Raw genomic sequence first — 14,529 nt, 5'->3', positions numbered from 1 at the left:
ATGGCCGGTCGGGCTGGACCCGTGCGCGGGTCAGCCGTCGTGGAGCCCGACGATGACGCGGGCCAACCGGACGGCGGGGACGCCGGCGCGACGGGCGGCGTCCTCGAGGTGGGCGCGGGCCTGCGCGACCGGGATGTCGCGCTGGGCCGCGACGAGCCCGGTGGCGGCGTCGAGCAGCGCCAGCCCTTCGAGGTGCGCCGGGGCCTCCTGCGCCAGGGTGCGGGTGGTGAACGAGAGGTCGGCGTTGGTGATCGCGCCGGGAGCCCACGCCCCGAAGGCGTCGGCCAGCTGCTGGTGCCGGCCGGCGAAGGTGTCGGTGGCGGCCCCGTAGAGGTTGACCGTCGCGACCACCTCGTCGTCGAGCACGACCGGGAGCGTGAGGGTGCTCTGCACCCCGGCAGCGGCGCTCGCGCGGGCGAAGTCGTGCCAGCGCGACTCACTGAGCAGGCCGCCGGGGGAGGTGGTGATGCCGTGGCCAAGGTCGATGGCGTCGACGCACGGTCCGCTGTCGACGTACTGCACCGCGTCGAGGGTCGCGATCTCGTCGTCGGACGCGACCAGGGTGAAGGTCACGCCGAGCTCGCGGGACGCCAGGCTCACCCCGACCAGCCCCGGCGCGACGCGGCGCGCGGTCTCGGTGGCCGCCGACAGGCTCGTCGCGAGTGCGGCGTCGTCGTCGACGTGGGCACCGAGGTCGTCCAGGGCGCGCAGCGTCTCGGGGATCGGTTCCACGCTCGTGTCGTACCCCGCGAGGCGCGGCGTCATGCCGCCGACGCCCGCGGTGACCGGCGCCGCGATCCGGGTCGGGATCGCGCGGCCGGCACGCGGCATGAGTCGTCGACACAGGGGTACCGCCAGTCACAGGTGCGGGTGACCTCCGGAGGTCACCGGCCCCCAGACCCGGGTGCTCAAGAAGCGGGCACCCGGGTCGCCCTCCCCACGGAGTGCGTCGTCGGCCCCCGGGTGGGTCACATCCGGCCGCGGAGGCCCTTGTAGAGGTCGATCTCCGACCGCAGCCGCGGTGGCAGCGGGGCGCCCGCCGCGGCCAGCGCCGCGGCGTAGGCCTCCAGCGCGTCGAGCAGCGCCTGGCGCAGCTGCTGCTGCTCGCCGAGCCGGGTGGCGTGCCGCGACTGGTCGAGCGTGCGCCGGGCCACGAGCACGTCGTCGAGGAGCGCGGCCAGCTGCTCGTGCCGGCCGGGATCGAGCTGTCGTCCTGATGCTTCCACCATGGCTTGTCCGACCTGTCCAGCCAGGGGCGGGGACCCGGTGCCTCCGCGTGGTGGACGGGTCCAACCTAGCGGCTGCCGCCCACCGGGACGTCCGCGCGGTGCTCGCCGGGCGTCGCCGGCGGGATGCTCCGGTCGGCTGCTGCCGCGCGGAGACGGCGCTGCTGCGTCGACATCAGCGCGACCGCGAGCACCGTCGCGCCGACGGTGACGGCGAACGCGGCAGTGGCGCCCGACTCGTCGGCGAGGCGGCCGGCGAGGCTCGAGCCGAGGGCGTAGCCCAGCCCGGTCGCGCTGGCCAGCGTCGTCATCGCCGCGCCGACCTGGGCCGGCGGCACGGCCCGCTCGGCGAGCGAGAAGACGGCGATCATGTAGGGCGCGACGGCGCAGCCGAGGACCAGCACGGTCGCGGTCGCGGTGCCCAACGAGCCGACGGCCAGCAGCGGCAGCGACAGCACGAGCAGCACCCAGGCGGCGACGAGGGCGCGGCGCTCGTGACCGATCCGCTCGGGGACGAAGGCCGTGGCGAGACCGGCGACCGCGCTGCCGACGCCGAGGGTCGCGTGCACCAGCCCGGCGGCGCCCGGCGTCCCGGCCTCCGTGGCGAGCACGGTGGCGCCGGTCTGGGTGGCGCCGAACAGCATGCCGATCGAGACCTGCGCGGCGGCCAGCACGACGAAGGCGGGCGCGATGAGCCGGCCCGAGCCGACGGCCCGCTCCGTCTCGTGGGTCAGGCGGGCGGACGGGTCGAGCGCGAACGCGGAGCCGAAGACGGCGAGCAGCACCGCGGCGAGCAGGAGCGCCCCGGACGGCGAGACGACGGCGACCGAGAGGCCCACCAGCGCCGGGCCGATCGCGAACGACGCCTCGTCGGCGGCGCCCTCGTAGGAGAAGGCGGCGTCGACGAGCCGGCGCTGGTGGGCACCGGTCGCGCGCGTCAGGGGGCGCCACCTCACCCGGGCCAGCGGCCCGACCTGGGGGAGCACCAGTCCGGTGGCGGCCGCGGTGAGGACGACCAGCCCGTTGGCGGCGTCGGCGCCCACGACCGCGACGAGCAGGGCCAGCCCGGCGGCGCCGAGCAGCGACTGGACGAGGACGACGGGGCGTTGCCCGATGCGGTCGGCGAGCGACCCCGCGACCGGCGCGCCCGCGGCGTTGGCGACGGCCAGGGCGCCGGCGCTCAGCCCGCCGAGGCCGTAGCTGCCGGTGGCCGTCGAGACGAGCAGGAGGGTGCCGAGCTGGCTCATCGCCAACGGCAGGCGGCCGACGAAGGCCACGAGGACGTAGGAGGGGCCGGCGATCGACAGGAGTCGGCGGTAGGAGGCGAGGGGGCTCACGGGATCCTTCAGGGTGCGTCGGTACGACGCGCCGAACCCACCTCCAAGGACGCGTTGAACCCTCTGCTGGCATCCATCCTAGGAGGCCGATCGGACCACCGCCGAATCAGGGTGGCGCCCCCGTAGGGTGGCGGGCGTGCCCCCTCGTCCCGACCGGTCAGACGGCGTCCGGCGCGGCGGGGCATCCCGGCTGCGCGCCGTCGACCCGCTCGTCCCGGTGGTCGGGATCGTCGCGGTCGTCGTCTACGTGCTCCACGGCTTCCACGGCGCGCTGACCCGTGACCTGGGCATCTACAGCTATGCCGGCCAGCAGGTCGCGGACGGGGTGCCGCCCTATCTCGGGGTGCTCAACCGCGCCGGGCCGCTGGCGCACGTGCTGCCGGGGGCAGGGGCGCTCGTGGCGCGCGTCGGCGGCCTCGACGACGTGGTCACCATGCGCGTGCTGTTCATGCTCCTCGCCACGGCCGCGGTGTGCGTGTCCTACCTGCTCGGTCGCGACCTGCTCGGCTCCCGCCCGGCGGGCCTCGTCACCGCGAGCGCGATGCTCGCCTTCCACGGCTTCATCCAGTACGCCTCGAGCGGGCCGCGTGAGAAGACCCCGATGACGCTGTTCGTCCTCGTCGCGCTGTGGGCGGCGACCCGGCGCCGCTGGTTCACCGCGGGGCTGTTCACCAGCCTCGCCACCCTGTGCCTGCAGACGGCGTTCTTCAGCACCGTCACCGCCGTGGTCGTGGCGGCGCTGCTGCTCGCCCACGGACGACGGGTGCGCGCCCTGGCGCAGGTGGGCGTGGGCGGGCTGGTGCCCGTCGCCGTGCTCGCCGCCTGGTTCGCCCTGGCCGGCTCGCTGCGCGAGGCCTACGACGGCTTCTACGGGATCAACCGCCGCTACACGGTGCCCGATCCGCTCGCCGAGGACCTGGAACGGGTGTGGGACGACCTGCAGGTGGCCTACGGCGTGACGGTGTGGCTGCTCCTCGCCGGCACGGTGCTGCTGGTGCTGGTCTCCCTCGCCGCGGTGTCGCGCCGGGCCCGCGACGCCGAGCCGGGGCTCCGGGTGCTGCCCGCGATGGCGGCCGGCCTGGTGGCCGGGCTGGCCTGGATCTGGCGGGAGTACGACGCCTGGCCCGACCTGTTCGCGGTGCTGCCCTTCGCCGCCCTCGGTCTCGGCGCGGCCTACGCGGTGGCCGCGCACGGGCTCGCGCCGCGGCGCCGGGCGGCGGTGGCGGCCGCCCTGGCCGTCGGCGGGGTGGCGCTCGCGCTGACCTTCTCGCTGACCTCGCGCGACGACACGCTGCGCGAGCAGCGCGAGGCGACGGAGGCCGTGCTGGCGACCCTGCCTCCCGGCGCCACCCTCACCTCGATCGAGGCACCGCAGCCGCTCGTCCTGGCCGGGCGCACCAACCCCACCCGCTACCAGATGTTCCGCAGCGGCCTGCAGGACTACATGGACGACACCTGGCCCGGCGGCCTGGCCGGCTTCCGCAGCGACCTGGTCGCCGACGGCACCGACCTCGTCGCGGTGGGGGAGACGGTCTCGACCGGGTGGCGCGAGTCGCTGCGGCCCGCCTACGTCTACGTCGGCAGCGCGCCGCTGTGGGACTGGTACGCCCGCGCCTCGCTCGGGCCGGCGACCATCGCCGACCTGCGGGCGGCGGCGGGCTACGACCCGAGCAGCCCGCTCGCGCGAGCGCCGGCCCCCGCCGGATGAGCAGCCGCCGGGCACCGGCCCTGCTCGCCGCCGGCTCGGTGGTCAGCGGGCTGCTGGCCTACCTCGTCTTCGTCCTGGTCACCCGCGCCCTGGGGGCCACCGCGGCGGCTCCCGTCTCGGTGCTGTGGACCGCGTGGGCGCTGGCGGGCGCCGCCCTCACGTTCCCGCTCCAGCACTGGATCACCCGGTGCGTCGCCGCCGGGCGCGAGGGCGACGTAGGCCGCTCGGCCGGGGGCGTCGCGACGGTGGTGGTGCTCGTCTCGGTGACCGCCGGGGTGCTGTCGTGGCTGCTGCGCGAGCGGCTCTTCGGCCGCGACGACGGCTGGTTCCCGGTGCTCGTCGCGCTGGTGTTCGGGGGCTCTGCGTGCGTCGGCGTGCTGCGTGGCGGCCTGGCCGGCCGCGGCCGGATGGGGGCGGTGGCGTGGAGCCTGGTCGCGGAGAACGCGCTGCGGTGCGTGCTCGTCGGCGTGCTGCTGCTGGCGGGGGTGCACGACCCGGTCGCCCACGGCCTGGCCCTCGTCGCCGGCTCGCTGGTCGCACTCTGGCCGGCGGCCTGGCGCCTCCACGCGGCCGACGACGAGGCGGGCCGGGCGGGGTCGCTGGCCTTCCTGGGCGGCGCCGCCACCGCCCAGCTGCTCGCCCAGGGCGTGCTCACCGGGGGAGCGGTGGTGGTGGCCCTCGTCGGCGGGTCGCCGGCCGAGGTGACGGTCATGTTCGCGACGCTGGCGCTGTTCCGGGCGCCCTACATGGTCGTGCTGGGCACGCTGCCCCAGCTCACCCACCACGTGACCGGGCTCGTCGCGGCGGAGGACCGGCAGGCGCTTCGCGCGCTCGCGGGGCGGCTGGCCGTGCTCGCTGTCGCGACCGTGGCGATCGGCGCCGTCGTCGGGCTCGTCGCGGGGTCGCCGCTCGTGCGGGCCGTCTTCGGTCGCTCCGTCGAGGTCGGGCCGGGCGTCGCGACGCTCGTGGCGGCGGGGTGCGCCCTGGCCCTGGTCAACGTGGTGCTGATGGTGGTCGCCCTCGCGCTGGAGCGTCCGGGCCGGGTGAGCGGCGCCTGGTGCCTGGCCGTCGTCGCCGGGGCGCTCGCGCTGCTCACGACCGGCGCGGCGGCGCCCCTCGAGCGCGTGGCCGTCGCCTTCCTGGCCGCCGAGGTCGTGGCCACGGCGCTCCTCGCGGTGGTGGCGTCCGGCGCGCTCAGGCCGGGTCGGAGGACGTCGGCCTGACCGCGGCGACGAACACCGAGGAGCCGAAGGGAAGGTCGCCGCGGCGCAGCACCCGCGCCTCCGCACGGCACACGCCGCTCAGCACCCGGTCGAGCGCCGGCGACACCTCGGGCAGGCGCGAGTCGCCCGCGGGTGCGGGCCGGACCCGGCGGCGCAGCCGCTCGGCGGCGAAGAGCGGGAAGACCCCACCGAAGGCGTAGGTCGTGCGCAGCACCCGCGCACCCGCACCCTCGACCAGCGCGACGACCGAGCGCCTGGTGTAGCGCCGGTGGTGGCCGGCCTGGACGTCGTGGTCCGACCACGCCCACTGGTAGGCGGGCACCGAGATCAGCATCCGGCCGCCGGGCGCCAGGACGCGCAGCAGCTCGGCGACCGCGCGGGCGTCGTCCGCGCAGTGCTCGACGACGTCGAACGCCGAGACCACGTCGAAGGTGGCGTCGGCGAACGGCAGCTCGGTGGCCGAGCCGACCACGCCCTCGCCCGGCCTCAGCCCGTCGGGGAACAGGTCCAGCGCGACGTGCTGCTGCGCGCCGCGCATCCACGCGACGCTGGGCGCGTCGGCGCTGCCCACGTCGAGGGTGCGCCGCGGGGTGCCCAGGTGGGGCGCCATCACGGCGTCCAGCAGGTCGGCGCGGGCCCGGTGCCACCAGTAGCCCTCGCGGCGCAGCGAGGAGGAGCCGGGCTGCGCGTGCGTCTCGGCGCTCATCGAGGTGCTCATCGGGGTCTCACCGGGCGGGGGCGGTGGCCGCGCCCGCCTCGAGGAAGGCCGCGACGACCCGGTCGAGGTCCCCGTCGGTGAGGGTGTTGTGGAACGGCAGGCGCAGCAGCCGGCCGCTGACGTCCTCGGCGACCGGGCACTGCGTCGCCCGGACGGCGAAGGCCCGCCCGGCGTCCGAGGTGTGCAGCGGCTGGTAGTGGAAGGTCGCCTGCACCCCCGACTTGCGCATCAGCTCCAGGACGTCGTTGCGGCGGCCGTGGTCGGACAGCAGCACGTAGTACATGTGGTGGGCCGGCTCCCGCTCCTCCGGCACCCGCATCACCTCGAAGCCCAGCTCGTCGCCGTGGGGCGAGAGCGCGGCCTCGTAGTGGTCGTGGATGCGCCGCCGCACGGCCTGCACCGCCTCGCGCTGCTCGAGCTGGGCGAGGAGGTAGGCGGCCAGCACGTCGGAGAGGCCGAACGAGGAGCCGGTGTCCTTCCAGGTGTACTTGTCGACCTGGCCGAGCATGAAGGCGTGGCGGTTGGTGCCCTTGTCGTAGAGCACCCGGGCCCGGTCGACGTCGCGTGCGTCGTTGAGGACGAGCGCCCCGCCCTCGCCGCAGGTGAAGTTCTTGGTCTCGTGGAAGCTCAGCGTCGCGTAGCGCCCGAGGCTGCCGAGCGGCTCGCCGCGCCAGGTGCCGAACAGGCCGTGGGCGTTGTCCTCGACCAGGCGCACCTCGGGCCACTCGGCGAGGACCTCGCGGATCGCCTCGACGTCGCAGGCGACGCCGGCGTAGTGCACCACCACGACCGCCCGGACGTGCTCGTCGAGCAGGGTGGAGAGGTGCTCGGGATCGAGGCCGAGGGTGCGGCGCTCGATGTCGCAGAACAGCAGCCCGGCCCCCTGGCGGGCGTAGGCCAGCCCGGTGCTGGTGAAGGTGAACGACGGCACGATGACGGTGTCGCCCTCCTGGAGGTCCATCAGCATCGCCGAGAGCTCGAGCGCCGCGGTGCAGGAGGTGGTCATCAGCACCTCGGGGGACCCGGTGTCGGCGGCCAGGATCTCCGCCGCGCGGCGGGCGAACTCGCCCCCCGAGGACAGGTGGCCGCCGAGCACGGCCTCCTGGACGTAGTCGAGCTCGCGTCCCACGACCGCGGGCACGTTGAAGGCGATGTCCGGCAGGTCGCCGGTGCCGCCGGGTCCCGGCTGCTGTGCGTGTGCCACCACCGGCACCTCCCTCTCGTCGTCGCCGATCCCGCTCCCGCTCACCACGGCAGCGGACGCCGCAGCCGGGCCGCGAGGTCGGCGTTGCTCTCCCGGAAGTACCCCGCGAGGGCCTCGCTCACGCCTGCGTCGAGGTCGGGCCGGTCGCCGGCGCTCGCGTTGACCGGCCCGGCCGCCGGCGGCGGCGTACGGGCCGGGTCGAGGCCCAGGTCGCCCACCAGTGCCGGCAGGACGGCGGGGTCGGCGAGCAGCTCCTCGAGGAACAGCACGTGGGTCGTCGCCGGGAACGCAGTCGTCCACGGGACCAGCTGCTCGGCGTAGCGACCGCGCCGCAGGTAGGCGAACGGGGACACCGACGAGCGCCGCCGGTCCCACGGCTGGTCGTCGCCGAGGTCGGCGAGCAGCGCCTCCTCGAGCCCGCGGGTCTCGATCCCGTGCGCAGTGCTGAGGCGCCAGTGCGACACCGCCCGGCGCACCGGGTCGCGCAGCAGCACGACCACATGCGGCTGGCCGAGCATCGCCGCGGCGCGGGCGGGGGCGCGCGGGTCCTCGAGGTAGCTGGTGCTCTTGTCGCCGAGCAGGTCCTCGTCGGTGGCGTGCGCGAACCACGTCCGGTCGTACCACTCGGCACCGCGTGTCGACAGCTCCGCGTCGCAGAAGACCTTGGGCTCGGGGGGCGACGGGCGGGCCATCGCCACGTCGGGGTGGGCGTCGAGCGCGGTGGCGAGGTAGGTCGTGCCGCACCGCTGCGCGCCGACCACGAGCAGGTGCCGGTGGGTGCACCCGCTCACGAGGAGACCCGGCGCGCGACGTGGTAGGTGCTGACGGCGCTGACGGCGTTGAGGGTGCGCACGACGTACTCGCCGAGCATCGACAGCAGCATGATGACGAAGCCGTTGAGCAGCGCCAGCAGCACCGCGATCGTCGTCCAGCCGGGCACGGGGGAGTCCACGAACAGCGACCGGACGAGGTAGAAGAGCCCGAGCAGGAAGCTGCCCCCGGCGACCGCGAACCCCACGCCGGCGGCGAGGCGCAGCGGGAAGACGGAGTAGCTGAACAGGATGGTCAGCACGAGCGAGGCGATGCGTCGCAGGCCGTAGGAGCTGGTGCCGACCGGGCGCGGGTCGTGGCGCACCAGCACGTCGGCGGGGTCGCTGGAATACATCAGCGCCTGGCCGGTGATGTAGGGGTGGGCGGTGCGCGAGGCGCAGATCCGGTCCACCACGTCGCGGCGCAGGATCCGGAAGTTGGACACCGCGAGGCCCGCAGGCTGGTCGAAGACGCGGCGGTTGATCATGCTGATCACCTTGCTGCCGAGCCGGCGGTGGCCACGGGCCTGCTTGCGCTCGAAGCGGCCGAAGACCACGTCGTGGCCCTCCATCGCCTTGTCGATCAGCAGCAGCGCCTGGTCGGGCGGGTTCTGCAGGTCGTCGTCGAGGGTGATGACGTAGTCGCCGCTCGCCTCCCGCATGCCGGCGAGGTTGGCGTGGTGCTGGCCGTAGTTGCGCAGCAGGTCGAGGGCGACGACGTGGGGCGACTGGGCGGCGAGGGCGGCGATGACGTCCCAGCTGCCGTCGCGGCTGCCGTCGTTGACCAGCACGACCTGGTGGCGCAGGCCGGCGGCCTCGAAGACCTCGAGCACGGCGGCGACGGTGCGCCCGACGACGTCCTGGCTGTTGTAGACCGGGATGACGACGGAGTAGGAGAAGTCGGTGGGGTCGGTGGGGGCGGGGCTCACGCTTTCCCTTCCCTCGGCGACACGACCCGGACGGTCGGCTCGTGTCGAGCATAGGGGCGACGACGGGCGTGGCGCGTCTCGTTTCGCCCGTGGTCGGAGTCCCCGGGTCGGAGTCCCCGCTCGAGCGGGGACTCCGACACCTGGAGGCCGTTGCAACCCCCACCAGGTGTCGGACCACCCCACGAAGCTCGACGTCGTCCACAGATCGCGGCGCCACGCTGGGCTCAGCGATGGGACGCCCGGCGGTGGACCCACGGTGGGGGAGCGTCGCCTCGTGGTCGCACCGACCACGGGATCCGGGTCAGCGGAAGTCGCGGGACGAGGCGCGGGCCTGCAGCACCGCGCCGGCGCCGGGGACGACGACGTCGATGCCCTCGACCCGGTCGGCGACGAGGTTGGTGACCCCCTCATTGCGCTCGAGGCGGCCGCGCACGACCACGGCCACCGAGTTGCGGGCGGCCTGCCGGTGGGCCTTCATCACCCCGATCGAGCAGACGACGTTGAGCATGCCCGTCTCGTCCTCGAGGTTGAGGAAGGTGACCCCCATGGCGGTGCCGGGACGCTGCCGGTGGGTGATCAGGCCGCCGACGTGGACGCGCCGCCCCGCCTCGGCGGTGGCGAGCTCGGCGATCGAGCGCACGCCGGCTCGCCGGAGCTGGGCGCGCAGGTGCTCGACGGGGTGCCGCTCCGGGGAGACGCCGGTGGCCCAGAGGTCGGCGAGGGTGATCTCGGGCTCGGACATCCCGGGCAGCGTGGGCGCGGCCGGGGCAGGGGTGGTGCCGGGGAGGTGCTCGGCACCCTCGGCGAAGCCGGCCGCCCACAGCGCCGAACGACGATCGAGCCCCCACGCCTCGAACGCGCCGGCGGTGGCCAGGGCCTCGAGCTGGGCTGACGTCAGCCCGGCGCGCCGGGAGAGGTCGGTGATGTCGGTGAAGGGGGCCTCCTCACGCGCGGCCACGATGCGGCGCGCCACGTCGAGGCCGATGCCGCGCACCGAGTCGAGGCCCAGGCGTACGGCGAGCGCGCCGTCGCGCCGGTGGGCGGGCACCGGGTCGGGCGTGCCGGGCACCCACTCGACCCGCTCGAAGCGCGGCCGGCGGCACGCGTCGAGCCCGGTCGCGGCCACCGGCCCGGCACCGGTGGACTCGGTGGGCTCGAGGGGCTCGAGGGGCTCGAGGGGCTCGAGGTCGGCCTGGGCGGCCGAGCGCGTGACGTCGGGACGGCGTACGTCGACGTCGTGGCGCCGGGCGTCGTGGACCAGCGACTGCGGGGAGTAGAAGCCCATCGGCTGGTTGCGCAGCAGGCCGGCGAGGAACGCCGCGGGGTAGTGCAGCTTGAACCAGGACGAGGCGTAGACCAGCAGGGCGAAGGACAGGGCGTGCGACTCGGCGAAGCCGAAGTTGGCGAAGGAGAGGATCTTGACGTAGATCGAGTCGGCGAGCTCGCCGGTGATGCCGCGGCGCCGCATGCCGGCGTAGAGCTTGGCCTTGACCGACTCGATGCGCTCGACGCCGCGCTTGGAGCCCATGGCGCGGCGCAGCAGGTCGGCGTCGTCGCGGCTGCAGTCGCCGAGGGTCACCGCCATCGCCATCAGCTGCTCCTGGAACAGCGGCACGCCCTTGGTGCGCTCGAGCACCGGCACCAGCTCGGGGTGGTCGTAGGTCACCGGCTCCTGCCCGGTGGCCCGGCGCACGTAGGGGTGGACGGCACCACCCTGGATCGGACCGGGACGGATGAGGGCGATCTCGATGGCGAGGTCGTAGAACTCGCGCGGGCGCAGCCGGGGCAGCGTGCCGATCTGGGCCCGGCTCTCCACCTGGAAGACCCCGATCGAGTCGGCGCGGCACAGCATGTCGTAGACCGCCGGCTCCTCCTTGGGCATGGTGGCGAGGTCCCAGTGCTCGCCGAGGTGCTCGCCCACCAGGCGCATCATGTGGTCGAGCGCGCCGAGCATGCCCAGGCCCAGCAGGTCGAACTTCACCAGCCCCATCGACTCGCAGGCGTCCTTGTCCCACTGCAGCACGGTGCGCCGGTCCATCCGGGCCCGCTCGATGGGGCACACCTCGCCGATCGGGCGTTCGGTGAGGACCATGCCGCCGGAGTGGATGCCGAGGTGGCGCGGCGCGCCCATCAGCTCGTCGGCGAGCGCGACCACCGCCGGGGGCACGTCGTGGGCCGCCGGGTCGCCCAGGTCGCCGGACACGACCGAGCTCCACCCGTCGATCTGCTTGGACCACGCGTCCTGCTGGCCGGGGGAGAAGCCGAGCGCCTTGGCGGCGTCGCGCACGGCCATGCGGGGGCGGTAGGCGATGACGTTGGCCACCTGCGCGGCGTTGCGCCGCCCGTAGGTGTCGTAGACCCACTGGATGACCTCCTCGCGGCGGTCGGAGTCGAAGTCGACGTCGATGTCGGGCTCCTCGTCGCGGTGGGCGGAGATGAAGCGCTCGAAGGGCAGCTTGTAGAAGACCGCGTCGACGGCGGTGATGCCCAGGGCGTAGCAGACCGCCGAGCTCGCGGCCGAGCCGCGGCCCTGGCACAGGATGCGCCGCTCGCGGGCGAAGGCGACGATGTCGTGGACGATGACGAAGTAGCCGGCGAAGTCCTTCTCGGCGATGACCCGGAGCTCGTGCTCGAGCCGCTCGCGGGCCTCGCGCTCGTGGGGCACCCCGGCGTAGCGCTCGGCGAAGCCGCGCTCGGCGAGCACCCGCAGCCAGGAGTCGGCCGTGTGGCCCTCCGGGATCTGCCGCTTGGGCAGGGCGGGGGAGGCCTTGCGCAGGTCGAAGGCCAGCTCCTCGGCCAGGGAGACGCTGCGCTCGACCGCCCCGGGGTGGGACGCCAGCGCGGCGGCGGTCTCGGCGCCGCTGCGCAGGTGGGCCGAGCCCGACAGGTCGAGCCAGCCGTCGAGCTCGGCGAGGCTGCGGCGGGCCCGCACCGCCGCCATCGCCGAGGCCAGCCGGTGCCGTTGGGGGGTGGCGTGGTGGACGTTGCCGGCGGCGACGACGTCGAGCCCGTGGACGGCCGCGAGCCCGGCGAGCGCGGCGTTGGTGGCGTCGGACCCCGGTCGCGGGGAGAGCTCGACGAGCACGTCGTCGAGGCCGAAGAGCGACGTCAGCCGGTCGAGCGCCGCGGCCGCCGCGGGCTCGCCGCCGGCGGCCAGCGCCTGCCGCACGGTGCCCTTGCGGCAGCCGGTCAGCACCACCCAGTGCCCGCGCCCGCGCTCGCCGAGCTCGTCGAGGTCGTAGACGGGCCGGCCCTTCTCATCGCCGCGCAGGTGCGCGTCGGTCATGGCCGCGGCGAGGCGGTGGTAGCCCTCCACGCCCCGCGCCAGCACGAGCAGGTGGCTGCCCTCGGGGTCGGGAACGCCGTTCTGCGGACCGCTCAGCCCGAGCGACAGCTCGGCGCCGAAGACGGTGGGCAGGTCGTAGGCCGCGGCGGCCTCGGCCAGCATCGGGGCCCCGTAGAAGCCGTCGTGGTCGGTGATCGCCAGCGCGGACAGGCCCAGCCGCACGGCCTCCTCGACGAGCTCCGCCGGCGAGCTGGCGCCGTCGAGGAAGCTGAAGTGGCTGTGGCAGTGCAGCTCGGCGTAGGGCGTCACCGTGGCGGGTCGCTCGATCGCCCGCGCCTCGGGGGTGGCGCGCTTGCGTCGCGACACGGGGGCGTCGTCGGCGCCCGGCAGCCCGCTCAGCCGGCGCTCGAGCTCCTTCCACCGCATGGCGGGGTTGTTCCAGCCCATCAGCGCACGCCTCCGGTCCCACACCCACGACCGAGCCGACGCCTGCCGTGGTGCACGTGGTGCACGTGGCGCTCAGTCATAGCCGGCCTCCAGGGCCCACCCGTCCGGGGCGCGCACCAGCAGCCAGGCGCGGCCGTCTGCCCCGACGACCTGGAAGCGGGCGGTGGGCCCGGACGCGCCCGACCACCAGCCCTCGTCGACCGGCCACGGCCCGGCCCACGCGGTCACCGGCTGCCAGGGCAGCACGCCACCGCCGACCCGGAAGCGTCGCGGCTCGCCGGTGACGACGCCCCGGTCGGTGACCCGCACCTCGCGGCCCGCCTCGTCGACGACCTCGGCCGCCGGGGGAGCGGCGAAGACCCGCACCGGCGCCGGCCCCGGCACCCGGCCCGGCCACGGCCGGTCGACGGGTCGGAGGTCGACGGCCCGCTCGCCCCACGGCACCAGGGCCTGGCGTGCGGCGGGGGTGCGCCCGCCCTGGAGCACCGGTCGGCGCACCGCGTCGAAGCCGACCATCCCCTGGACCCTGGCCACGCCGCGCTCGACGAGGTCGTCGGAGGCGCTGCCCCACAGCGCCTCGCCGTGCGCCGCCGCGGGCTCGACCACGTCGGGCACGAACCTGACCCGGTCGATGGGCGCGTGTACGACACCGGCGTGCTTGCGAGCCCGCAGCGAGCCGCCCACGGTCGCCGACTGCAGCTGCCAGTGCACGCGGTCGACGAGGTCGCGCGCGGTGAAGTGGCGGGGGTGCAGCCAGGTGCGCGACGAGCAGACGGCGCCGTCGGACTCTGCCTCGACCCGCACCCCCGTCGCGAGCAGCTGGTGGTGCGCCAGCTGGGAGACGAAGCGCTCGGCGGTGGTGCGCACGCTGAACGTGATCGCCTCCACCGAGTCGAGGGCGGGCTCGAACGCCACCTCCGCGTCGAGGTCGGGGGGCGGCGTCCGGGCGGCGAACAGCGCGGGGTCCTCGCCGCGTGCCCGGCGGCGCACGCTCGCCCCGTAGGCGCCGAGCCGGTGCTCGACGGCGTCGCCGGGCAGGTCGGCGAGGTCGCCGAGCGTGGGCAGCCCGAGCCGCTGCAGCAGCCCGACGAGCTCGCGCCCGCGCGCCCCGTCGTCGGCCAGCACCTGCACGGGCAGGTCGCGCAGGAACGCCGCCGACCCGCCGGCCGGCACGACCGTCCACGCCTGCACGTCGGCCGTGCGGGCGGCCTGCTCGGCGGTGAAGAGGTCGTCGGCGATGCCCACCCGCACGTCCCACACGCCGCCCTCCACGATGGCCTGGCAGGCGGTGGCCGCCGCGGCCGTCTCGCTGCCGTACCAGCTGCCGGGGGCGCGGACGGCCAGCAGTCCGGGGCGCAGGGCCGCGACCCCGGGACGCAGGTCCTCCACGGTGGCCAGCACCGGCTCGAAGGCGCGGGCGTCGCGGTCGGGGTTGGCCGGCAGCAGCACCAGCTCCGGGCACCTGGCCTGCGCGTCGCGCCGGCGCTGCCCGCGGCGTACGCCCTCGGCGCGCGCCGGACCGTTGCACACCTCGACGGCATTGGCCGCCAGCACGGCAGCGGGGGAGCGCAGCGACCTGCCCGCCTCGTCGAGCGCGGCCACCACCGACCAGTCGGGGCACCACACGACCATCACCCTCACC

General features: G+C 75.5%; 11 protein-coding genes. 2 read left to right on the top strand and 9 right to left on the bottom strand.

The genetic code is table 11. The features are described from left to right. Positions 1-30: 30 nt before the first annotated feature. The 3 genes from AC54T2_RS16035 to AC54T2_RS16025 all read right to left on the bottom strand — a co-directional run bounded on the left by AC54T2_RS16035 (position 31) and on the right by AC54T2_RS16025 (position 2,563). Entirely contained in the window at positions 31-732 is a 702-nt protein-coding gene (locus AC54T2_RS16035) for an ANTAR domain-containing protein (RefSeq protein WP_186341860.1), read from the bottom strand. A 236-nt stretch (positions 733-968) separates the two neighbouring features. After that, complete coding sequence (locus AC54T2_RS16030; protein WP_186341861.1) at positions 969-1,226, bottom strand: hypothetical protein; 258 nt, start codon at positions 1,224-1,226, stop codon at positions 969-971. A gap of 68 nt (positions 1,227-1,294) precedes the next feature. Further along, the gene (locus AC54T2_RS16025) at positions 1,295-2,563 is read right to left on the bottom strand and encodes an MFS transporter (protein ID WP_496666675.1); all 1,269 of its coding nucleotides are present in this window, start codon (positions 2,561-2,563) and stop codon (positions 1,295-1,297) included. 136 nt (positions 2,564-2,699) lie between these two features. Here AC54T2_RS16025 and AC54T2_RS16020 point away from each other — a divergent pair, with 136 nt between their 5' ends. Both AC54T2_RS16020 and AC54T2_RS16015 read left to right on the top strand, forming a co-directional pair. Continuing rightward, entirely contained in the window at positions 2,700-4,271 is a 1,572-nt protein-coding gene (locus tag AC54T2_RS16020) for a glycosyltransferase family protein (RefSeq protein ID WP_496666674.1), read from the top strand. Next, positions 4,268-5,494, top strand: a complete 1,227-nt coding sequence (locus AC54T2_RS16015; protein ID WP_496666673.1) for a lipopolysaccharide biosynthesis protein — start codon at positions 4,268-4,270, stop codon at positions 5,492-5,494. Before AC54T2_RS16020 ends, AC54T2_RS16015 begins: the two co-directional genes overlap by 4 nt. Here AC54T2_RS16015 and AC54T2_RS16010 read toward each other — a convergent pair. The 6 genes from AC54T2_RS16010 to AC54T2_RS15985 all read right to left on the bottom strand — a co-directional run bounded on the left by AC54T2_RS16010 (position 5,466) and on the right by AC54T2_RS15985 (position 14,519). Next, on the bottom strand, positions 5,466-6,200 hold the full coding sequence (locus AC54T2_RS16010; RefSeq protein WP_489976187.1) for a methyltransferase domain-containing protein: 735 nt from the start codon (positions 6,198-6,200) through the stop codon (positions 5,466-5,468). The genes AC54T2_RS16015 and AC54T2_RS16010 overlap by 29 nt on opposite strands. Before the next feature lie 19 nt (positions 6,201-6,219). Continuing rightward, positions 6,220-7,461, bottom strand: a complete 1,242-nt coding sequence (gene rffA / locus AC54T2_RS16005; protein WP_186341866.1) for a dTDP-4-amino-4,6-dideoxygalactose transaminase — start codon at positions 7,459-7,461, stop codon at positions 6,220-6,222. After that, on the bottom strand, positions 7,458-8,207 hold the full coding sequence (locus tag AC54T2_RS16000) for a sulfotransferase domain-containing protein (protein ID WP_496666672.1): 750 nt from the start codon (positions 8,205-8,207) through the stop codon (positions 7,458-7,460). The genes rffA and AC54T2_RS16000 overlap by 4 nt, the downstream gene beginning before the upstream one ends. Continuing rightward, a complete protein-coding gene (locus AC54T2_RS15995; RefSeq protein ID WP_186341868.1) occupies positions 8,204-9,154 on the bottom strand; it encodes a glycosyltransferase family 2 protein in 951 nt (316 codons plus the stop codon). The genes AC54T2_RS16000 and AC54T2_RS15995 overlap by 4 nt, the downstream gene beginning before the upstream one ends. Positions 9,155-9,455: 301 nt before the next feature. After that, complete coding sequence (locus AC54T2_RS15990) at positions 9,456-12,887, bottom strand: error-prone DNA polymerase (protein ID WP_496666671.1); 3,432 nt, start codon at positions 12,885-12,887, stop codon at positions 9,456-9,458. A 72-nt stretch (positions 12,888-12,959) separates the two neighbouring features. Continuing rightward, positions 12,960-14,519: a Y-family DNA polymerase gene (locus AC54T2_RS15985; RefSeq protein WP_222129723.1), complete on the bottom strand. Its 1,560-nt coding sequence runs from the start codon at positions 14,517-14,519 to the stop codon at positions 12,960-12,962. Positions 14,520-14,529 lie beyond the last annotated feature (10 nt).

It is taken from the genome of Nocardioides sp. Z35_8 (assembly GCF_059621125.1).
Note: the sequence above shows the minus strand (reverse complement) of the source record. Positions and strands in the feature narration are given on the sequence as shown.

What these genes read in the sequence shown, in the direction of transcription:
- AC54T2_RS16015 (WP_496666673.1), top strand. Translation starts at nt 4,268, where the DNA reads ATGAGCAGCCGCCGGGCACCGGCCCTGCTCGCCGCCGGCTCGGTGGTC.
- AC54T2_RS16010 (WP_489976187.1), bottom strand. Translation starts at nt 6,200, where the DNA reads ATGAGCGCCGAGACGCACGCGCAGCCCGGCTCCTCCTCGCTGCGCCGC.
- AC54T2_RS15990 (WP_496666671.1), bottom strand. Translation starts at nt 12,887, where the DNA reads ATGGGCTGGAACAACCCCGCCATGCGGTGGAAGGAGCTCGAGCGCCGG.
- AC54T2_RS15985 (WP_222129723.1), bottom strand. Translation starts at nt 14,519, where the DNA reads ATGGTCGTGTGGTGCCCCGACTGGTCGGTGGTGGCCGCGCTCGACGAG.